General features: G+C 42.1%; 21 protein-coding genes. 13 read left to right on the forward strand and 8 right to left on the reverse strand.

Going from position 1 to position 21,874, the window contains the following annotated elements:
• Nucleotides 1-87: 87 nt before the first annotated feature.
• A complete protein-coding gene (locus tag MST18_RS13935) occupies nucleotides 88-927 on the forward strand; it encodes an HlyC/CorC family transporter (protein ID WP_078189781.1) in 840 nt (279 codons plus the stop codon).
• On the forward strand, nucleotides 924-2,483 hold the full coding sequence (lnt, locus tag MST18_RS13940; RefSeq protein ID WP_180078073.1) for an apolipoprotein N-acyltransferase: 1,560 nt from the start codon (nucleotides 924-926) through the stop codon (nucleotides 2,481-2,483). The genes MST18_RS13935 and lnt overlap by 4 nt, the downstream gene beginning before the upstream one ends.
• An 84-nt stretch (nucleotides 2,484-2,567) precedes the next feature.
• Here lnt and MST18_RS13945 read toward each other — a convergent pair whose 3' ends face one another.
• The 4 genes from MST18_RS13945 to gspF all read right to left on the reverse strand — a co-directional run bounded on the left by MST18_RS13945 (nucleotide 2,568) and on the right by gspF (nucleotide 5,455).
• Nucleotides 2,568-2,906 carry a tRNA-binding protein gene (locus MST18_RS13945; protein ID WP_180042366.1) on the reverse strand — a complete coding sequence of 113 codons (339 nt, stop codon included), beginning with the start codon at nucleotides 2,904-2,906 and terminating at the stop codon, nucleotides 2,568-2,570.
• 250 nt (nucleotides 2,907-3,156) lie between these two features.
• The gene (locus MST18_RS13950) at nucleotides 3,157-3,492 is read right to left on the reverse strand and encodes a hypothetical protein (RefSeq protein WP_180132730.1); all 336 of its coding nucleotides are present in this window, start codon (nucleotides 3,490-3,492) and stop codon (nucleotides 3,157-3,159) included.
• A gap of 283 nt (nucleotides 3,493-3,775) precedes the next feature.
• A complete protein-coding gene (gspG, locus tag MST18_RS13955) occupies nucleotides 3,776-4,213 on the reverse strand; it encodes a type II secretion system major pseudopilin GspG (RefSeq protein ID WP_078189784.1) in 438 nt (145 codons plus the stop codon).
• A 36-nt stretch (nucleotides 4,214-4,249) separates the two neighbouring features.
• Entirely contained in the window at nucleotides 4,250-5,455 is a 1,206-nt protein-coding gene (gspF, locus tag MST18_RS13960; RefSeq protein ID WP_180089615.1) for a type II secretion system inner membrane protein GspF, read from the reverse strand.
• Between the two features lie 150 nt (nucleotides 5,456-5,605).
• Between gspF and MST18_RS13965 the strand changes: the two genes are divergently transcribed.
• The 11 genes from MST18_RS13965 to MST18_RS14015 all read left to right on the forward strand — a co-directional run bounded on the left by MST18_RS13965 (nucleotide 5,606) and on the right by MST18_RS14015 (nucleotide 15,166).
• A complete protein-coding gene (locus MST18_RS13965) occupies nucleotides 5,606-7,828 on the forward strand; it encodes a primosomal protein N' (RefSeq protein WP_180132731.1) in 2,223 nt (740 codons plus the stop codon).
• Nucleotides 7,829-7,907: 79 nt separating this feature from the next.
• Nucleotides 7,908-9,749 (forward strand): monovalent cation:proton antiporter-2 (CPA2) family protein, encoded by a 1,842-nt coding sequence (locus MST18_RS13970; RefSeq protein ID WP_180132732.1) that lies wholly within the window; start codon nucleotides 7,908-7,910, stop codon nucleotides 9,747-9,749.
• 50 nt (nucleotides 9,750-9,799) lie between these two features.
• Nucleotides 9,800-10,675 carry an Hsp33 family molecular chaperone HslO gene (hslO, locus tag MST18_RS13975; RefSeq protein ID WP_111885623.1) on the forward strand — a complete coding sequence of 292 codons (876 nt, stop codon included), beginning with the start codon at nucleotides 9,800-9,802 and terminating at the stop codon, nucleotides 10,673-10,675.
• A 246-nt stretch (nucleotides 10,676-10,921) separates the two neighbouring features.
• Entirely contained in the window at nucleotides 10,922-11,374 is a 453-nt protein-coding gene (locus MST18_RS13980) for a DUF2147 domain-containing protein (RefSeq protein ID WP_180035003.1), read from the forward strand.
• Between the two features lie 284 nt (nucleotides 11,375-11,658).
• Nucleotides 11,659-12,123: a DUF2147 domain-containing protein gene (locus MST18_RS13985; RefSeq protein WP_180132733.1), complete on the forward strand. Its 465-nt coding sequence runs from the start codon at nucleotides 11,659-11,661 to the stop codon at nucleotides 12,121-12,123.
• Nucleotides 12,124-12,312: 189 nt separating this feature from the next.
• The gene (locus tag MST18_RS13990; RefSeq protein ID WP_168377965.1) at nucleotides 12,313-12,777 is read left to right on the forward strand and encodes a DUF2147 domain-containing protein; all 465 of its coding nucleotides are present in this window, start codon (nucleotides 12,313-12,315) and stop codon (nucleotides 12,775-12,777) included.
• A 141-nt stretch (nucleotides 12,778-12,918) separates the two neighbouring features.
• The gene (locus tag MST18_RS13995; protein ID WP_180132852.1) at nucleotides 12,919-13,881 is read left to right on the forward strand and encodes a DnaJ C-terminal domain-containing protein; all 963 of its coding nucleotides are present in this window, start codon (nucleotides 12,919-12,921) and stop codon (nucleotides 13,879-13,881) included.
• Between the two features lie 10 nt (nucleotides 13,882-13,891).
• Nucleotides 13,892-14,230 carry a chaperone modulator CbpM gene (locus MST18_RS14000; RefSeq protein WP_111885626.1) on the forward strand — a complete coding sequence of 113 codons (339 nt, stop codon included), beginning with the start codon at nucleotides 13,892-13,894 and terminating at the stop codon, nucleotides 14,228-14,230.
• A gap of 81 nt (nucleotides 14,231-14,311) precedes the next feature.
• The gene (locus MST18_RS14005) at nucleotides 14,312-14,575 is read left to right on the forward strand and encodes a YdcH family protein (protein ID WP_078192816.1); all 264 of its coding nucleotides are present in this window, start codon (nucleotides 14,312-14,314) and stop codon (nucleotides 14,573-14,575) included.
• A 158-nt stretch (nucleotides 14,576-14,733) separates the two neighbouring features.
• Nucleotides 14,734-14,880 (forward strand): hypothetical protein, encoded by a 147-nt coding sequence (locus tag MST18_RS14010; protein ID WP_180132734.1) that lies wholly within the window; start codon nucleotides 14,734-14,736, stop codon nucleotides 14,878-14,880.
• Between the two features lie 79 nt (nucleotides 14,881-14,959).
• On the forward strand, nucleotides 14,960-15,166 hold the full coding sequence (locus MST18_RS14015) for a DUF2147 domain-containing protein (protein ID WP_180066201.1): 207 nt from the start codon (nucleotides 14,960-14,962) through the stop codon (nucleotides 15,164-15,166).
• A 35-nt stretch (nucleotides 15,167-15,201) separates the two neighbouring features.
• On the opposite strand, the gene MST18_RS14020 is transcribed toward MST18_RS14015, so the two are convergent.
• The 4 genes from MST18_RS14020 to recD all read right to left on the reverse strand — a co-directional run bounded on the left by MST18_RS14020 (nucleotide 15,202) and on the right by recD (nucleotide 21,834).
• Nucleotides 15,202-16,470 (reverse strand): magnesium transporter CorA family protein, encoded by a 1,269-nt coding sequence (locus MST18_RS14020; protein ID WP_180132735.1) that lies wholly within the window; start codon nucleotides 16,468-16,470, stop codon nucleotides 15,202-15,204.
• A gap of 138 nt (nucleotides 16,471-16,608) precedes the next feature.
• A complete protein-coding gene (pnp, locus tag MST18_RS14025) occupies nucleotides 16,609-18,696 on the reverse strand; it encodes a polyribonucleotide nucleotidyltransferase (protein WP_180078135.1) in 2,088 nt (695 codons plus the stop codon).
• Nucleotides 18,697-18,969: 273 nt separating this feature from the next.
• Nucleotides 18,970-19,239: a 30S ribosomal protein S15 gene (rpsO, locus tag MST18_RS14030; RefSeq protein ID WP_067761248.1), complete on the reverse strand. Its 270-nt coding sequence runs from the start codon at nucleotides 19,237-19,239 to the stop codon at nucleotides 18,970-18,972.
• An 867-nt stretch (nucleotides 19,240-20,106) separates the two neighbouring features.
• A complete protein-coding gene (recD, locus tag MST18_RS14035) occupies nucleotides 20,107-21,834 on the reverse strand; it encodes an exodeoxyribonuclease V subunit alpha (RefSeq protein WP_257227496.1) in 1,728 nt (575 codons plus the stop codon).
• Nucleotides 21,835-21,874 lie beyond the last annotated feature (40 nt).

Here is a 21,874-nt window from a genome sequence, read left to right on the forward strand (position 1 = left end):
AGATCAACATTAACAATAGACAACTGTATTTTCTACGGTATGATAAAATCATCATTTATTAGATATTAAGAGTCTTTAGGAAAGATCATGCAAGAGGAATCCGGCCCGTCGTGGGGCATGCGCGGCTTACGTAAATGGCTGGGCACTGCACCAGAAACCCGTGACGAACTGTTGAAATTGGTACAAGATTCACGTCGCTTCTTAGAACCCGATACAGTTGCCATGCTCGAAGGGGTACTCGACTTACCTGCAACTAAAATCCGCGAGGTTATGACCCCCCGTACTGCGATGATCAGCTTACAAGAAGATGATGAGCTATTAGATATTTTGCATGTACTTGTTGAATCTGCACACTCACGTTTCCCAGTCTTTTCCTCAGACCAGCCAGACAATGTTGTCGGTATTTTGTTGGCCAAAGATTTGTTGCCATTTTTGACAGAGCCGACCACCAAAGTCGATATTCGTGCATTAATGCGTCAACCCTTATTTGTACCCGAGAGCGCGCGTTCTGACCAAGTTTTACGTATGTTGAAAAATACCCAAACCCATATCGCTGTAGTGATTGATGAATATGGCACAACTTCAGGTTTAGTGACTTTAGAAGATATTCTTGAAGAAATTGTAGGTGAAATTGAAGACGAACACGACAAAGTCGATGAAGAAGCTCAATTTATCATTCCAGATGAAGATCCACTAAGTGCAAATACATGGTTGGTTCAAGCACTTACACCAATTGAACACTTTAACAATCTTTTAGATGCTGATTTTTCAGATGATGAAGTAGAAACTGTGGGCGGCTTACTGCTACAAGAAATGGGCTTGGTCAGTGATTTACAAGGTCAAGTGATTGAACTTGAAAACTGGGAGTTTACCATTTTGGAGGCAGATGCACGTACCATTCATCTGATCCGAGCTGTCCGTAAATGAGAACCTACTTTGATAAGCTGCTAAACCACTCACAACAAAAAAAACAGCTACCTTTCATCTATCCTTTGCTGATTGCGTTATTTTCAGGTGCCATCTTCAGCTTGTCGCTGGCACCTTATCATTATTGGTGGTTGGCAATTTTATCTCCAGCCCTGTTGTATGCCTGCCTAAGTCAACGTGCACCTAAACAATCATTTTTCATTGGTCTAGCTTATGGCTTCGGCTTATGGTTTGTCGGGGCTTTTTGGCTATATACCTCAATCCATGTCTATGGTGATACCAATTCAGCACTCAGTGTTTTGATGATTGCCATTATGGCGATTGTGATGGGGCTGTTTACCGCAGTTCAGAGTTGGCTCTACCGCCGCTTCTTTCCAGAAACACCACTGACCTTTGCGCCACTGTGGGTGTTTTTCGAGTGGAGTAAAACTTGGGTCTTTACCGGTTTTCCATGGCTGTTTGCAGGTTATGCCTTTACTGAACGATTTCTCGATGGCTATGCGCCATTATTCGGGATCTTTGGGGTATCTTTTGCGGTCATTGTATTGGCCTGTGCATTGGTTGAAATCCTGCGTAAACGCATCTTCTGGATTGTTCCCTCTGCCCTTGTTTTGCTCGGTGCATGGGGTGCAGGGCAAGTGCAATTTGTTCAGCCTAAAAATGAAAAACCGCTGAGTGTTTCCTTAATTCAAGGCAATATTCCACAAGATTTAAAATGGTTAACAGAATACCAAGCTCAAACCTTAATGAAATATGCGTCATTAAGTCGGACCGAATGGGGGCGTGATGTCATTGTTTGGCCAGAATCCTCTATTCCAATGTTCCAAACCGATATTGAGCCGTTTTTGGATGCGATGAAAGTCCAAGCCAATAAAACAGGTACGGCTTGGGTGACAGGTATTCCCTATTGGGATTTGGCAGAATCACAGCAAAACCAACACCCTATGTATTACAACACCATCATGGCAACTGGTGATGAATCTTCTGGTCTATACAAGAAGCAACGTCTAGTCCCCTTTGGTGAATACATTCCGCTTTCAGGGATGTTAAGTTGGGTACTACCTGCCCTACAAAATGACCCGTCGATGAGTGGCTTTTCACGTGGCGCAAACAACCAAAAGCCTTTGAATGTTAAAGGTCATGATTTAGGCGCAGCGATTTGCTATGAAGTGGCTTATCCCAACTTAACCCGTCGTAATGCCAGTCAAAGTGACTACCTAGTGACCATTTCCAATGACGCATGGTTTACTGGAACAGCGAGCCCGCATCAACACCTACAAATGGTTCAAATGCGTGCCAAAGAAAATGGCCGTTGGTTTATTCGCGCAACCAATACAGGTATTACCGCCTTTATTGATCATAATGGTCACATTGTGAAACAGGCACCGATGGATAAAGATGCAGTACTTCGTGGTGATTTACCTGCCATGCAAGGCGAAACACTTTACACTCGCTTAAGTGATTGGCCTGTGTTGATTTTCTCATTCTTGTTATTGGTTCTCGGTTGGATTTATCGCCCGCGTAAAGTTGATATTTCTTTTAAATCACGCCGTTGATTCCGCTACAAAAGATCAAGAAAACCGAGCTTTGGCTCGGTTTTTTATTGATAAACTTTCAACGTGCCAACTCATCCTACTTTTTTAAAGTAACTTGGTGCCTAGGGGAATCTCTGTATCAGGCACACAAAGAGCAACATGCCCCTCTGCATTATGAAAACCTGTGACTAAACACTCTGACTGGATTGGACCAATTTGTTTTTTTGGAAAATTCACGACGGCAACGACCAATTTTCCCAATAGATTTTCCGGCTGATACAGCTGTGTAATTTGCGCACTGGATTTTTTAATGCCCAGTTCCTCTCCAAAATCCACATGAAGAATATACGCGGGTTTACGTGCTTGCTCAAAGACTTCAGCCTGCACAATTTTCCCCACACGTAATTCAACTTTCAAAAAATCTTGCCAATCGATCTGTTGCATTTTTCCCTCTTTCTTTTCTTTGTTGTACTTCATCTAACTATCTAAGATCTGATATGTAAAGATTATAAAAATTTCATTCAGGCTGACCATATGTGAAACAGACATTCGATGCGTCAAAACGGACAAAGCAAGGTTATGTTAGAGCGCGTACCATGTAGAAGTATGCACTGATGTACGCTACGAACTGTTCATTAACACGAGACATAAAAAAACTGGAACAAGCTCCAGTTTTGAAGGTTTAATTTTGGGGTTATAACTGCGTAACTAAATAGGAAAGCATGGCAGCTAAAGATACCATTGGAATATATCGATAAAGACGAACAACCAGTTGTTCGATGGCAGATGCATGTTCTTGTTTTAAATTTACCACAGTCGCTTTTAATGCAGACCAAAAACTTAAAGCCAGTAATGAACTCATTAAGCTCATGGCAAAGAAGCCCACCATAATTTGGCTACTGCCCTCAGTGCTTTGCCATAAATACACAATGCCTTGACTGATCGGCAGAATACTTAAAATCAAAAGAACAGATTTCAGCATAGACCAATGAAATTGGTTAATTTCATCCGTTAATAATAATGCTTTCATGCTATCCTCCATGGCTAAAAAAGTACCATAAAAGATATTATGCGCGGTTTTATTTAAATGAAAAGCCTATATTTATTCATATTTTGCGATTATTGTAATCAATAAAATTGGGAATAATTCTTATTATAAATATCACATATTTCATATTATGTTATTTAAAGTAAATTCAACAACTTAATATTAATTTTATAATTAAGATTTATTATCACTTCACTCAATATTGAAACATCCTATTAAGTGAAGTGATTAATTCCATTAAAACTGAATTTATAATTATTCTCAGTTAGTGTTTATAGTAAATATCGGCATCATTTTCTTCACCGCCAGACTGACCATCCGCACCAAATGAATAAAGATCATAAGGACGGCCTTCAGAACCTGGAATCACATATTGGATGTCATTGTCCCAACTGTCTTTTGGATAGCCACCTTTGATATAGCCACCCGGCAACCAGTTTTTAGCAGACTCAGGTTTAGTGACCAAAGCATTTAATCCACCGTCTTGCATTGAAGGGAATTTACCATTGTCCATTTTGTATTGATCTAATGAGCCAGCGACACTTTTTAAAGTAATGGCCGTAGTATCGACTTTAGCTTTTTCACCACGGCCCATCACGTTCGGTACAATCAGCGCTGCCAAAACACCTAAAATGACAATGACCACCATCACTTCAATTAAAGTAAAACCTTGTTGCTTCATATTTTTTGTCTTCACTTGCATGTTACAAATCTCTGTTCACATCATTGTTCGAATGTCTTAAATCATATTATTCATATTCACGATTGGCAGCATCACAGCAATCACGATCACCAGTACAATGCTCGCCATAAATACCAACATCAGCGGTTCAAGCAACGCCAATAAAGTTGAAATTAAGGTCGTCACTTCACGGTCTTGCATCGTCGACGCACGTTCTAGCATCCGGTCTAATTCGCCTGAACTTTCACCACTTTTGATCATTTGTACCATCATCGGTGGGAAATAACCACTTCGCTCAAGCTGTGTTGCTAAATTACCACCTTCTGTTACTTTCTCTGCCGCAAGGTTGACCGAATCTCGAATCACCCAATTATTACTGACCGCTGCGCCAATTTTTAAAGCATCGACCAATGGCACGCCAGACTTGGTTAAAATCGACAAGGTACTGGCAAAACGAGCGGCATTAATGCCTTTAGACAGTTTGGAAAATAACGGTAATTTCAAGGTCAATCGGTCAAAGGCATAATGTCCCGCCGCTGTTCTGAGGAATCGAACCAAGAGAAAAATCGAGACTACGCTACCGACCAATAAAAATGGCCAGGCCATTCGAATAAAATCACTGGCTTTCATTAAAGCGATCGTTATCCACGGCAAGGCATCTTTGCTTTGGTCAAAGGTTTTGACAATATCTGGGACCACATAGGTCATGAGTCCCATCACAATACCGAAAGACATTAACATCAGGATGATGGGATAAATCATCGCACCCTGCACTTTTTTTTGCATGGCGAAGCGGTTTTCGGTGTAATCGGCAAGTTGGTCGAGAATGAGATCGAGATGACCTGAACGCTCACCTGCTGCAATCGTGGCAATATACAGTTCCGGAAAGCGTCCCGCTTGTTGTAGTGCGTTGGCTAAAGAATGCCCTTCCAAAACTTTAGAACGCACCGACATCAACAGGTTTTGCACATGGGCTTTTTCGTTTTGTTTTCCCACAGCACGAATCGCTTCTTCTAATGGAATCGCAGCGGCAACCAAAACTGAAAGTTGGCGAGTCAATAAAGCCAAGTCATAGGCATTCAGCCCTTTTTGAAACCAGCGCTGCTGCGCGTGTTTGTCTTTTTGCTCTATCGGATCGACAGCAACTGGAATGAGTGACTGATCTCTGAGCTGTTGACGAATTTGACGCGCAGAATCACCCTCAAGTACACCCTTCTGCTGCTTCCCTGAAGCGTCTATGGCAGTAAACTGATATGCAGGCATTGTAATGCTCTAATTTTCCAAAATTTCTATCAGCGCAGTTGCGTCTGACCATCAAAATCATTCATATTCTTAGATATAAAATATGAGCTCACTCTAACACAACTCCTTTACGATCACGACGAAATTTAATCAGGAACTTATCCACGTTTTATGGCAAATTCAGCGAGCATTGCAACACCTATTTACCGCGTTCGAGTCGCCGTTCCGGTATATTTATACGACTGCTTCGATTACAGCTTAAACCAAGAGCAATACCAACAAGCTGAAGTAGGTGCACGCGTTGCTGTATCTTTTGGTCGGCAAAATTTGACCGGTATCATCGTGGAAAAAATTGCTCCCGATGCACCACTCGATTCAAGCTTTAAACTCAAGGCCATTACCGAACTTCTTGATGATCGTGCCATTTTAGATGAGAAAGTTTTAAATTTATTGACATGGTCTGCACAGTATTACCAATTTCCGATTGGTGAAGTGATGCAAAGTGCCCTTCCGACGCTGTTACGCCAAGGAAAGCCCTATAATTTATTGGCACGGACATGGAATCTGATTGACCATAATGCTGAAGCCAAAATTAAACGTTCAGAGCGTCAGCAAGAAGCGTATAAAATACTAAAATTACATCCCACAGGCACAGGTGAAAATCTTTTAAATTTGTCAGGTGTGGAAACAGCAACACTCAAAGCCTTAGAGAAAAAAGGCATCTGCGAATGTGTGTTAGCAGAACAAGACTTTAGCCCGATGCCGATGAGCATGGCGCAAATGCCACTTACAGCAAACCCTGACCAAAAAAAAGCGATCGATAGCGTATTAAAAGTCCGTAAAAAATATCAGGCCTTCCTGCTCGATGGCTTAACTGGCAGTGGTAAAACTGAAGTCTATTTACAAATCATGCAAGAGGTTCTCAAGCAAGGCAAACAGGTCTTGGTTTTAGTTCCTGAGATTGGACTCACCCCACAGACAATTAGCCGCTTCCAATCACGTTTTCATTGCAATATTGCCCTATTACATTCGGGGTTAAACGATTCAAAACGTATGCAAGCTTGGCAAGCTGCGCAAACAGGTAAGGCGTCAATTATTTTAGGCACACGTTCTGCGATTTATACGCCACTGCCTAATCTAGGTTTAATTGTGATTGATGAAGAGCATGATCTGTCCTTTAAACAACAAGAAGGCTTTCGCTATCACGCTCGGGATGTCGCACTTTACCGTGGGCATCTGGAACAATGCCCTGTAATTTTAGGTTCTGCCACGCCTAGTATCGAGTGCTATGCACTGGCGAAACAAGGCAAAATGACCGTACTGGAATTGAACCAACGTGCGGGCACCGCGGTCATGCCGAAAATACACATCCTTGATTTGAAAGTGGCACAGAAACAGCATGGAATCAGCCAACTTTTGATTGGTGAAATCCGTAAACGGCTTGAAAAAAAAGAGCAAGTATTGGTGTTTTTAAACCGCCGGGGTTATGCACCTGTACTGATTTGTGAAAGCTGTGCATGGCAGGCCAAATGCCCACATTGCGATGCCAATTTCACGGTTCATCGTACACCTTATCAACATTTACATTGTCATCACTGCGGCACCATTCACCGTATGCCAGAGCATTGTCCACAGTGTAATCACCAAGAACTGAAATCCGTGGGCATGGGCACAGCGAAGGTTGAAGAAAGCCTGAATGAACTATTTCCGCAGCATGACGTTATAAGGGTCGATCGTGATTCCACCAGTCGCGTCGGCAGCTGGCAAAAAATCTATGACAAGATTCAAAAAAGCGAACCTGCCATTTTGCTTGGCACACAAATGCTGGCCAAAGGACATCATTTCCCTTACGTCACCTTAGTGGCGATTTTAGATATCGATTCAGGTCTGCTGAGTGTGGACTTCCGTGCCATCGAACGTACCGCTCAACTCATTGTGCAAGTCACAGGGCGTGCCGGCCGTGGCGAACGTAAAGGCGATGTATTCCTACAAACATTAAGACCCGACCATCCGCTTTTGAATATTTTGGTCAATGAGAACTACCGAAAATTTGCCAAAGAAACCATGAAAGAACGGGAAATGGCACAAATGCCACCGTTTCGCTATGCCGCATTGGTACGCTGTGAGTCAAAAAACCAAGAACTCAATACTGAATTTTTACAGCAACATGCCCAATTGCTGCGTCAGGACTCTGCTGGAATTATTGATATTTGGGGGCCGATTCCTGCCCCGATGGAGCGCAAAGCAGGGCGTTACCAATCCCACATGGTTTTACTATCTACAGATCGTGCGCGCTTACATTATTATCTGCGTTATTGGTGGCAAAACATCTTGCATAACAAGCCATCAAATATGAAATTGAGCCTCGATATAGACCCACAGGAACTCAGTTAAACGCGTACAATTCAGTCTGAAAATATCAGTCATACTGAATTGCAACTTTCGACCAAAAACACAACTCTAGGACGAGTAAATGTCACTACTGTTACAGATCACAATTTTCCTTGGCGCATCCTTATTGCTTGTCCCTTTGCTCAAGCGCTTTGGTATTGCAACGGTATTGGGATATCTGTTCACTGGTATTTTGCTCGGCCCCGATGTCTTTAACATTGCCAGTGATCCCCAAGCGATCCAAGATCTCGCTGAGTTTGGCGTGATCTTACTGATGTTCCTGATCGGCCTCGAACTCCGTCCACAGCGTCTATGGAGTATGCGTAGTTCTATTTTCGGCATGGGGAGTTTACAAGTAGGTCTGACCGGTCTTGTTTTAGCGCTAGGCAGTTTTTTTGCCTTACAACAAGGCATTGCAGCCAGTATCGTTATCGGTTTCGCTCTCGCTCTTTCTTCTACTGCCTTTGTCTTGCAGATGCTGAGTGAGAAGCAGCAATTAAACACCACCTATGGGCAACAATCCTTTTCGATTTTGCTGTTTCAAGATATGGCCGCGATTCCCCTGATTGCAGTCATTCCCCTGCTCGCAGGGACAGAATCATCACATCACGGAATCGCCTATTTCGCTGCCATCATTGCGACTTTTTCAGGCTTATTTTTATTTAGTCGATACTTAATGCGGCCTTTTTTCCGCTTCGTCGCGAAAAGTGGTGCGCATGAACTGATCACCGCTGTCGGTTTATTTATAGTGCTGGGTGTCGTGGTGTTGATGGATGTACTTGGCATCAGTACCACACTCGGAGCATTTTTGACTGGCGTACTATTGGCAGACTCGGAATTCCGCCATGAACTCGAAGCCAGTATTGCTCCATTTAAGGGGCTTTTACTTGGTCTGTTCTTTATGACCGTGGGCATGACCACGGAACTGTCGTTGTTTGTTGAAATGCCATGGTTCATTATCGGTGGTGCGTTGGCACTGATGCTCATCAAAATGGCGTCAGTTACCGCGATTGCGCGTTATCTCAAAAATTCATGGCGCAACAGTATTTTACTGGCGACCTGTTTGGCTCAAGGCGGTGAATTTGCCTTTGTGGTCTTTAGTGTGGCGAAAAGTGAAAATGTCGTACAACAAGCCATTTTGGAGCCATTAACCCTCATCGTCACTTTGTCGATGGTGCTGACCCCTATGTTGTATTGGTTAATACAATCACAAATTTTGCCACGTTTTAATCCAAAAACCATTCCCGAATATGACGACATTCCGGATGAACATAATCCTGTGATTATTGCGGGCTTTGGACGTTTTGGACAAATCATTGCTCGTGTGGCGCATTTACAGCATTTGTCTTTTACCGCCATTGATAGCAACTTAGACAAAGTCGATTTCGTACGTAATTATGGTGGTCATCTGTATTATGGCGATGCCACACAACCAGATATTTTACGCGCTGCGGGCATTGAACATGCCAAAGTGTTTGTCCTTGCCATGGATGATATTGAAGACTCGATGAACGTGGCGCGTCATATTCGTCTGAATTACCCTCAGTTAAAATTATTGGTCCGCGCGCGTGACCGTCATCAGGTGCATTTGCTGCGTGATTTGGGGATTGAGCATATTTGGCGTGAAACCTATTTATCCTCTTTAGGAATGGCCTATCACATGCTGTGCGACTTAGGCATCAGCGATGAAGATGCCTATAAAAGTATCGAATTGTTCCGTGATTATGATGAAAAACTGCTGACTCAACAGCAGCAAATCTATACCGATGAACAAAAGATTTATGAAACGCATCGTAACGCTTTAGCTGAACTGGAACATTTGTTTGAAAGCGATGCGCAAGCCCGTGAAAAACCTACAGGTGTTGATTTACAACGAAGCTTACAACGTCATCGTATTGATGTCACAAGAGATGATAATGAATGACTTGTGTTTTACAATATCGTCACCATTAAAGCAGGGTTATGGAGAATTTTATGTCAGATTTACGCCAACGCTTTTTTATTGAAGATAGCCCTGTTCGTGGAGAAGTGGTTCATCTTGAAGAAGCCCTACAAACGATTCTTGCACAGCGTGACTATGCACCTGCTGTACAAATTCTCTTGGGTGAAATGCTCAGCGCGACTGCCTTGTTGGCCAGTACCTTAAAAATTAAAGGTCGTATTAGCTTACAAATTCAGGCTGCAGGCACATTTAAATGGGCAATGGCGGAATGTAATCATCTCGGTGAAGTTCGCGCACTTGCCGATTATGAAGAAGACCCGCACTTTCAAGCTGCTGAAGACAGCAGCACGGTACTAAAAGCCTTGGTAAACCCAGTACTTTTCATTAATATCGAGCCTGAATTTGGTGAGCGTTATCAAGGGATTGTACCTTTAGACAAACCGACATTAGCGGGTTGCTTGATGCAATATTATGATCTATCTGCACAGATCCCAACACGTATCGTCTTAGCAAGCAGCAACAGCCGTTCAGGTGGTTTGCTGATCCAGTTATTACCACGTAACAACGAAGAAGAACAACGCCGTGTCGATGAAGATCTATGGCCACGTTTAACCATGCTGACTGAGACATTAAAAGCAGAAGAGTTAACGTCTTTATCCGCAAATGAAATCTTATATCGTTTATACAACGAAGAAGAAGTTCGTCTTCCTGAAACTGAGGCCTTAAAATTTGGCTGTACATGTTCAAAAGAACGCTGTGCGACAGCACTTGAACAAATCGGTGTTGCTGCAGTTCGTGAAACCCTAGAGTTTCAAAACCCAATTGAAATGGATTGCCAATTCTGTAATACAAAATATACCTTTACTGCAGAAGAAGCTTTATCCCTTTTTGGTCAACACCTCAGCTAAATCATCGTGATGATTGAAAGCCTAAATCTAAGCATCCTTCGGGGTGCTTTTTTATTATTCCCATTAAATTTAGAACAGTTACTTTCTTGCGCTTAGTCGAATGGTTGCGAACTTTATAACCTCAAGATGATCAGCTGTATTTGCGATCATTTTTTTTTCGAGTAGAATCGCGCCAGAAATAAAGTCAAAAAAATCAACAGAGCTTTATTTTTAATAGAAAAATAATGTAAAAAAACTGGATAAAATATGAAACTCAAAATACTCGCTATTCTTTTAGCCATGTTCTGCTTTGGCCCAATAACAGCACATGCAGCAGACCTCGTCGGGACATGGAAAACCATAGATGACAAAACAGGCTATGCCCGTGCTGAAGTCCAAATCACCAAATTAAAAGACGGCAGCTATAGCGGTAAAATCACCAAAGTACATGCCATCCCTAACCGCCCTGTCACCACGATTTGTGAAAAATGCGAAGGTAAACTCAAAAATGCACCCTTAATTGGTTTACCGATATTCTCTGGCTTCAAACATAATGCAAAAGAGAATGCCTATACCGATGGCAAGGTGATCGACCCACTTTCAGGCAATACCTATCAAGGTAAAGGGCAATTGAATGCGCGCGGCAATGTGCTGACACTTCGAGGTTATGTTGGAACCACGCTCCTCGGCCGGACGGTATCTTGGATCCGCGTCAACTAAAGCGGCCTTTTGGCTTTCATTGGCATGATGAACTCAACTCCAGACGAGTTCATTATGCCGATAACAATCTACTTTGAGATGAATTCCGACTATTTTACTAGTGCGTAGACGTTCAGCATAAACCTCATTTAGCGCAAACTCGTTCATGTTTTGGCTCAAAATATAAATACCAATCCTTAAAAAATCACTAGAATATTCATATTATTTCAGGCTACATTAAACCCATAATATTTTTATGCCTTTAAGTTTTAGGCATCCGCTTTTTGTGTAATGTGGGTAATTATATGGCTGTTAAACTCCTCCCTTCTATCCTGTTCGGCATGTTCTCCATCTGCAGTTTATCCTCTGCTATTGCAGCGATTGACCCCTTAGTGGGGACATGGAAAACCATTGATGATAGAACAGGTTATTCACTTGCCGATGTAGTGATTCGCAAAGATAAGCATGACCTGTATTCAGCCACCATTATCCAAAGCCGAAGCGTACCGGGAACGGCAAATGTTTCGACATGCACGCAATGCACCGGTGCTCAGAAAAATAAACCCATGGTCGGTTTAACCACTTTAAGCGGCCTAAGCGCTGATCCAGAAAAGCCCAATGAATTTGTGGGTGGAGTGATGCTCGATCCCAAATCAGGCAAGCACTACAATGCACGCGCTCGTTTGATGAATAATGGTAAGCATTTGATCATCAATGGTCGTACTGAAGGCTCTGCAATTGGACGCAATGTCACTTGGGTCAAAAACTAAGCACGAGGCCTTTAAATCATTAAAGGCCTTTTTTTAACTTAAAAATTAGAGTAAAAACTCCATATTAAAGCAGCGTTTTAAAAAAATATGCCAAATACATCACAAACTATCACATTGATTTTGTAGGACTTTATATATAAATTAGGCAACTTACTCTAAAAACACAATTCTGAATTTTCAGGGGATGAAATGAAAAAAATATATCAACAATTATTTGCCGGAATAGTACTTAGCACTTTGTCAGGATTGTCAATCGCTGCGGAAACCGATCCGCTAGTGGGGAAGTGGAAAACCGTCGATGACCGTACAGGATATTCGCGTGCAGACGTTGAAATTCGCAAAAAAGCCGATGGAAGCTATGAAGGCATCATTGTCACCACACGCAATGTCCCTGGCACTGAAAAAATGGGCGTCTGCTCGAACTGCCCAGGTGAATTGAAAAATAAACCTTTTATCGGCTTGCCATTTATTTGGGACTTTAAACAAGATCCAAAAAATCCACGTGAATTCCAAAACGGTAAAGTTCTGGACCCGATTGGTGGAAAAATCTATAAAGGCAAAGCAAGACTTAGTGCTTCAGGAAAACATTTAACTATACGTGGGTATGTTGGTGTATCTGTGATTGGTCGTAGTGTCACTTGGATAAAATATTAATTTTAAATGTGTTTTTAAAAGCCTCCTCGTGAGGCTTTTTTATTGTCATGTTTTGAAACAATAAGCTGCAGTTTGCCCCTATGACAGTTTGATGAACCCATCTATATTGATTAAAACATGATCAATATTTATACAGAGAGTATGCCAGACAATCACTATCAAACTTTAGGGATCGCCCGAGATGCTTCGGCAGATCAAATTAAAAAAGCCTATCGAAAATTGGCGCGTAAATATCACCCTGACGTCAGCAAAGAAGCTGATGCTGAAGCGCGCATGCAAGCGATTAATGTTGCATACGACACCTTGAGTGATGCCGAAAAGAAAAAACAATACGATTTTGAACTCGATCATCCTCAAGGATTTGCTGGGTTTAATGCTGGCAACCAAGGTGGTTTTGACCAATCTCAGTTTTATCGCCAATCGACGAGTGATGGTCAGCATGCGGACCTTAGTGGATTTGAAGACTTGTTTGGTCGTTTTGGGCAAGGCTTTGGTGGCGGTGACTATCAGTATCAACGTGCAAACCGCCAAACCAAGAGCTTCCGTGGTGAAGACCAACACGCCAGCTTAGAAGTGGATTTAGATATTGCCTTTCATGGTGCAACGCAGAATATCACCTTACAGATTCCAAGCCTCAATGCCCATGGTGAGCCTGAAGTCCAACGTAAAACCCTGCAAGTCAAAATTCCTGCAGGGATTAAATCAGGTCAACAAATTCGACTCTCCGGCCAAGGGCAATCCGGTTATAACGGTGGGGCCGCCGGCGATTTATACATTGAAATTTTGTATAAACAAACTGAGCAAACCCGCGTAGAAGGCGTTGATATTTTCCAACAACTGAATATCAGTCCATGGGAAGCCGCATTGGGTCAAAAAATTGCATTTACCAGTCCTGATGGCAAAACATTAGAACTACAAATTCCTAAAAATGCACGTACTGGTCAGCAGCTACGATTAAAGGACAAAGGGATACCAAATAAAACACCCGGACACCTTTACCTGATTTTAAATATACAGATACCAGCTGCACAAACCGAACAAGAGCAACAAGCATATGCGGCTTTTGCTCAAGCTTTTCCGTCATTTAATCCACGACAGTCTTAAGGAGAGCACCATGACAACAATTCATTATCGTGAAATTGTCTGTGACGGATGTAAACAGACTGAAATCGTAGACGAAAAAAGTAGTTTTGATCTACAACACTTTGCCTCTGCCTGTGGGCAAAGTCCAGAATGGGTTCTGCAACTACTCGAATACGATATTCTGCCTAGCCGTTCAGAAGACAGGATTCATCAATTTTTTGGCGATGATATATCTCGCGCACGGCGTGCGTATCGGCTTCAACGAGATTTCGATGCCAGTTTTACTGCGGTCGCTATGATGCTTGATTTAATTGACGAAGTTCAACAACTACGTCGCCAAGTCAAACACCAACAGTTTCATTCACATTAAATGTAATCATGAACGCTCTGCCTCGCAGGGCGTTTTTCTTTTCTTGTAGAGTTTGTCTTGTAGAGGAAGTGATCGACAACCATGAAAACACGAGATTGCAATAAAAAAGTCAAAAACATGTTTCCTGAGTACCGTGATTTGGTCTCTCAGTTACGTGATGAAAATCCATATTTTGCACGGATCTTTGAAGAACATGATGAGTTAGATCGTGAAATTATTCAATTGGAATTAAATCCTGTCAATCACCATAACACGGATATTGAGACCATTAAGCGTAAGAAATTAAAGCTAAAAGATGAAATTTATCGCTTGCTGAAAAGTAACGAAAATGATGATATCTCTTGAGATATCGATTCATGTATAGGGGATTTTTCATGATGCATGTCGTTCGCAGTACAACCCACGAGGCTACGCAATTGAATTACTAAGACCATAAGGATCGGTCAAATCGCGTTGTACTGCAGATTTTTAAAAAACAATAAAATCATGACAAAGGATTCATCATGCAAATACATCATGTGCTATTTGGAGCATTACTCAGTTTCAGCGGTCTGTTGCATGCCAATGATATGACCGGTGTTTGGAAAACAATTGATGACCAAACAGCAGATTCACACAGTGACCTTATTGTGCCTAACAATGCCGATTAGACGGACTGTAGAACATTCACTGCAATGCCCCATTAGTCGAAATATGCTTAAAATGTAATGGCAAACTCAAAAATGGGTTTTGATAGGTTCCGAAATTATCAAAGAATTTAAACCAGACCCACAACATCCAAATCAATATAGCAATGGAACCGTGCTGGATCCCCTCTCGGGCAATGTCTATAAAGGCAAAGGCAAGCTGAGTGCAAATGGCAAACGTTTAACCATGCGCGGCTATATTGGCGTGTCTGCACTCGGACGTAGTACCACATGGATTCGTAATGATTAGCAACTAAACCCACCCATCAGAGAAACTGACGCGAACTATTTGAGTTTCGTCAGCTTCTCAATTTCTTTCATGGTTTTAACCGTACCTTTGACTGTGCCCTTCACCGTCTGTTTGATTGGTTCATAATCCATAAACCAAAACAGATTCATGTGTTGATCGCCGTGCTGCTGTGCCAACATATCAATCACACTTTTTTCACCGCGCCCGACCAAATGCCGTCGATAAAAATAATACAGTAGTAAAATCGTGGTCATCAGCATGATGCCGAGCATGATCCAAAAACCGGTTGGTGACTTAAGTCCAGGAATAAACTCAAAGTTCATACCGTATATACCGGTTAATAAGGTTAATGGTGCGAAAATCGCCGTAATAATCGCCAGAATCCGCATATTTTCATTGGTTTGGTTGGCGACAGCTGAAAAATGCAGATCAATCGCGGCCTGCACAGCACTGCGTAATCGTGTGGTATGTTTTTGAATGCGTTCGATATGGCTGGTTAAATCATCTACCCGAACCAGCATGATATCCTGCTTTTCACTGCGCTTTTTGCCTTTCAAATGTGGGTAATTATCCACAACTTCATCACGCAGTTCTTGCAAAGCTTCAATTTGCTCTTCACACAAATTTTCCACTTGCTGAAAGGCCATATTTTCCTGCAACAACTGATGCCACTTGGTAAAACGCCGATGCCCTTGCAGCAATTCTCGCTGCCAAAACTCGACACGGCGGGTCAATGGAACACGTAAATCGAGGTATCCATCCACCATATTATTCAGTAAACGCAATGCCAAATCTAAGGGTGTAAGGGCTAATTTTCGTGGTTTATTTTGTTCATCAATCGGCCGAGAAATTAAGGTTTCAATTCGTTGGATATAACTTTCAATGGCTTTGTTGCCTTTTTCGCGCACCGTGATCAGCACTTGGGGCGTGAGCAAAAAACTGATCGGGGTGGTCGCCAAACCAAAGACCCGCTCATGCTTTTCAAGCGCATCGGCGCCGGCAGCAATTTGGTCATCGGGTGTGACCATTTTTCTAAAAATTAATAAATCGTAATCATCAAGTGTGTCAAAAGCACACGGATGCTCTAAATTTAAAATATCCCGCAGATGGTATTCATTGACCCGCAAGTCTGATGCCTGAAAAATATCACTCTGCCACTGCTCTGGGCGGTTGACGACATCTTCACGGGTACAATCAATCCAAATAAACTCAGGTTCAAGTTCAGGATGATGCTCACATTGCACTTGGTCTTGCACATAGATATGCGCGGCTGTTGGATGCTGAAAAAAATAATAGGTTTGCATATCTCATTTATTATTGTGTTTACTTTTTGCATGATGCCATAAAAAAAGCCTTGAGCAAGTCAAAGTTCATACTCTGACTGCACTCAAGGCTTTTTAGAATCCATTCACAGAGCCGAAACCCTGTGAATCAACAAACCATTAAGCTTGTTCGATGTCTTTCATGGTTAATTTGATACGACCGCGGTTGTCGACATCAGCAACTTGTACTTTGATCTCTTGACCTTCAGACAATACGTCTGAAACGTTCGCAATGCGTTCGTTAGAAATTTGAGAGATGTGAAGTAAGCCATCAGTACCTGGAAGGATGTTTACAAACGCACCAAATTCAACGATACGGATTACTTTACCAGTGTAGATTGTACCTGGTTCGATTTCAGCAGTAAGCGCTTGGATTTTCGCAACAGCAGCAGAAGCAGCCGCTTTGGTTTCACCAAATACGCGAACTGTACCGTTGTCTTCGATATCAATTGCCGCTTTGGTTTCTTCAGTGATTTGACGGATTGTTGCACCGCCTTTACCAATCACGTCACGGATCTTATCAGGGTTGATGTTGATCACTTGGAATGTAGGTGCATGCATTGAAATTTCAGGACGAGCACGTGAAATCACTTGGTTCATTGCATTTAAGATGTGCATACGACCTGCATACGCTTGGTTTAATGCAACTTCCATGATTTCTTCAGTGATACCTTCGATTTTGATATCCATTTGAAGTGCAGTAATACCGTTTGCAGAACCGGCTACTTTAAAGTCCATATCACCAAGGTGGTCTTCATCACCCAAGATGTCAGAAAGCACTGCGAAACGTTCGCCTTCTTTCACAAGACCCATCGCAATACCAGCAACTGGCGCTTTAATTGGCACACCAGCATCCATAAGTGATAAAGAAGCACCACATACAGACGCCATTGAAGATGAACCGTTTGATTCAGTAATATCAGATACGATACGAATCACGTACGGGAAGCGGTCAGCTGCAGGAAGAACAGCTTGTACACCACGACGCGCTAGACGACCATGACCGATTTCACGACGTTTAGGACCAGATTCACGACCAGTTTCACCTACAGAGTATGCAGGGAAGTTGTAGTGCAACATGAAGTTGTCAGTTTTCGTACCTGCTAATGTATCCACCATTAACGCATCACGTGTATTACCCAAAGTTGTTGTTACCAACGCCTGAGTTTCACCACGTGTAAATAATGCAGAACCGTGAGCACGGTCTAATACACCAACTTGTACGTCAAGCGCACGAACTGTTTTCGTATCACGACCATCAATACGTGGCTTACCTGACAAGATGTTGTCACGTACTGTACGGTATTTAAGGTCTTCGAATAATTCAGCTAAGTCGTCAGCGATACCGTCAACGTCATCTTCTGGAACGAATTGAGCAACAGCTTCAGCTTGAAGCGCATCAAGCGCTGCATAACGATCGTGTTTAACCGCGATTGTGTATGCTTCAGAGATTTTCGCTTCAAACGCTTCTTTTAATTTCGCACGAAGCTCTTCGTTTTTCGCAGGTGCAGTCCAAGTAGACTCTGTTGCACCAGCAGCTGCAGCAAATTCTTTAATCGCTTGGATCGCGATTTGCATTTCGTCATGACCGAACAATACAGCGCCAAGCATTTGGTCTTCAGAAAGCTCTTTCGCTTCTGATTCAACCATCAATACCGCAGATTCTGTACCTGCAACCACAAGGTCAAGGTCAGATTCTTTTAGCTGTTCGTGGTTCGGGTTTAGGATGTATTCACCGTTGATTAAACCAACGCGAGCACCACCGATTGGACCACGGAAAGGTGTACCCGCAATTGCAAGTGCAGCTGAAGTACCTAACATTGCAGCAATGTCAGCTTCCATTGTCTTATCAGAAGAAATAACAGTCGCAGTCACTTGGATTTCGTTATAGTAACCTTCTGGGAACAATGGACGAATTGGACGGTCAATTAAGCGTGAAATAAGCGTTTCAGCTTCAGATGCACGGCCTTCACGTTTACCATAACCACCTGGAATACGACCTGCAGCATATTGTTTTTCTTGGTAGTTAACAGTCAATGGGAAGAAGTCTTGACCTGCTTTCGCTGTTGGCTGAGCAACAACAGCAACAAGAACTTGTACACCACCCATAGTGATGATCACAGTATTCGCTTGACGCGCAATACGACCTGTTTCTAGGACAACTTGATGCTGACCATATTGGAATTCTTTACGAATAATATTAAACATCGACATGTTTTATTTTTTCCTGATTTTATTCTAGTGGAGACCCCTAAGGTTTGGCATTCATTCAACGCCCCAAACGCTGTAACATAAATGACAAAGCTTAGAAGCCGACCTCACTAGAGATTAAAAACATTAATTTAAAATACTAATTTAAGACACAAAGAAGGAGCGAATCATCGCCCCTTCCCCATTATCCAACCAAGGTTGGATAGACTTTAGTTTTCAGTAATACGGCACTTAGCATGCAATAGTCCGAAAATAAAAGTTTAAATCGAATTAACGACGTAAACCTAAAGCAGCAATCAATGCGCTGTAACGAGTAGCGTCTTTACCTTTAAGGTAGTCAAGAAGCTTACGACGTTGGTTAACCATACGAATAAGACCGCGACGGCTATGGTGGTCGTGCTTGTGCTCTTTGAAGTGACCTTGTAAATCATTGATTTGAGCAGTTAAAAGAGCTACTTGAACTTCTGGTGAACCAGTGTCGTTTTCAGCGCGAGCGAATTTTGCAATGATCTCTGCGCGATCTGCGTTTGTTAAAGCCATTCGATTTCTCCGAGATGCTTATAAAGTTAACTTTTGATACGAATCAACCGATAAATCAGCTGACTGCCGTGCATCACTACAGCAAGTGCATTATATTAAGGGAAAATCGTCCCAATTGCAAAAAGAGATGGCCGACTTCGTCAGGTTTTCTTAATGACAATAACGCCTTATTTTTCCTCTCGATTCCATTATAAATTTTTTATATGCTTCGACACTCTATACGACATAAAACTGCATATTTCCAACACATTGAATTCCAGATTATTGAATGAATTTTAAACTTATTTTTGATACATTTTGCCACTCGATGTTTAGAATACAAAACTCAAACTGGAATGATTAAAAAAAAGCCCGAGCTGGGCTCGGGCTTTTTTGCGCTGTAGTTTCTTCTTTTTTAGTTATTGTTTTATTATTTATTGTTTTATGTGGCGCTTTTCCGCGTCCTTATGTTAAACATTCCATGTTTTAACTTGCACTTCCTTATGTGGTAGATTTTGCCACAACGGCTGTTAGATAAAAGTCGTATTTTTCGTATCTATATGTAAGCTTTTTCGTACATCGGTTAATCTCTATTTCTTTTCTGTTACAGCATATAGGCATTTCTTATTTTCTATACATAAAAAAGCCTTGTAGTCTCTCCCAAAACTACAAGGCTTAGCGGCTGTAAGTTTCCTATTTCCTTACTTCACTGTAAGTTCGCTGTCTTTTGACGTTATTCTTATACTTTTGCGATTTTACTCAACCATCCGTGTTGAGTTCTTTTTCTGTGAAGTCATCTTCTCAAAAAGCTCTAAGAAGCTCTATGCGCAAATCTCCTGAATCAATGTAAGCTATTTCTTACAAAATACGGTACATTTTTCCCAGGCTTTACAAAGATAGGTGATTGTTAATTTTTTCTAACAAACCACTAACTCGTGCTGTTCTTTTTATAAGCGCTTTTGCCAATGCATCTTTTGCAACAAGTAAACTCACCACTTTTTTTGCACGAGTGATAGCAGTATAAATCAGCTCTTTACTCATCATTTCAGTTGCATGATTTTCCAAAACTACCGCCGTATGGGTAAATTCAGAACCTTGAGACTTATGTATGGTCAAGGCATAGGCGGTTTCTATACTTTTAGGTAGCCGTGTTGCCACAACCCATTTATCCAAACTTGGAAAATAAACCTCAAACTGCGACTTTTCCGTCATCGGTCGTTTTAAGCAAATCCCAATATCACCATTTGATAGTCCAAGTTGATAATCGTTATAGGTCATCATGACTGGACGACCGACATACCAATCCCCTTGTTTTAACACACCTAAGGCATTTAAGACCCGTAGTTCAATCTGCTGATTGAGTTCGTGTAAGCCTAATTTTCCATGTCGAATGGCCGATAGAATTCGATAATCATCAAAATAACGAATCAATTGGGCTAACCAATCTGCATATTCAGCGGATTGCTCTGGCCATTGTTTTAACCATGCCACATAGGGCTGAAAACCATACATCAGTTGATCATAATATTTTGCCCAATGTGCCGCACTGTTCGTGGCTTCGGGGAGATATTGCAACTGAATCACATCGCTCATATTCGGTGTCAGTTGAATCGGCTGAAGTTCGGATGCAGATACCACCTGATGTTCGAATTTCGCCAGAACTTCTGTGGTTGTTTGCTGTTGTTCTTGTTGTTGAATAAAACGAGCAAACTCACCAATAGCTGCACCCTGTACAAAACGGCGGCTGGTCTGTAAATGGGTACGGTTGGCTTGTAAGGCATCAACATCTTGAAGGTTGGCCAAAACAGCGCCAACATCGACCGAAGCCAACTGTTCTGCATCCCCCAATAGAATCAGCTTACTGTTCTGAGGGATTGCCGCGAATAGCATCTGCGCCAAACTTAAGTCCAACATAGAGGCTTCATCGACCACAATGACGTCATAGGGTAAGCGTTGACGTTCATTAAACCGCGGGATAGCGCGCGTCCCTAATCCCAATAGACGATGCAAAGTTACGGGTTTCAAGTGTTTGTGAATAATCGAATAATGCTGCAATGCAGGATCTTTAAACGCTGCTTGTAAGGCTTCTTCCATTCGCTGCGCCGCTTTTCCTGTCGGCGCTGCCATCGCAATTCTTAAATTTGGATTTTGCTCATTCAACACGGCAATAATCCGTGCCAAGGTATAGGTTTTACCTGTCCCAGGCCCACCGGTAATGATATTAAAATTGTGCTGACACACCATGTGCAGTGCTTGAATCTGATGGGGATCGGTCAGTAAATCCTTTTCAATATTAAGCGTCTGCGTTTGATTAAGATTTTGCTCTGTTTGCTGTTTTAAACGTGCAACTTGCTTGGCTAAAGCATTTTCTAGTGCCCAATAGCGATAAAGATAAAGTCGCTGTGAATCAAAAATAAAAGGCGCAACAGGTGTTTTTTCAGCTTGCTCGTGCTGAACCATCTGAGCCAAACATTGAATCTGCGCATCTTCGGCCAAAATACAACTATCGCCTTTTTCCACGGCTTGCATCAATTGTTGAATTAACTGATTTGCAGCAGGATGACTGGCCTGATCGGGTAAATAATGTTGGATTAAATAGTCAATCCAATCCGGCAAAACCGCATCTAAATCAGCTTTTTCTTGGGTATTTTGGGGA

It is taken from the genome of Acinetobacter sp. YH12068_T, assembly GCF_024606005.1.
GTDB classification, from domain to species: domain Bacteria; phylum Pseudomonadota; class Gammaproteobacteria; order Pseudomonadales; family Moraxellaceae; genus Acinetobacter; species Acinetobacter amyesii.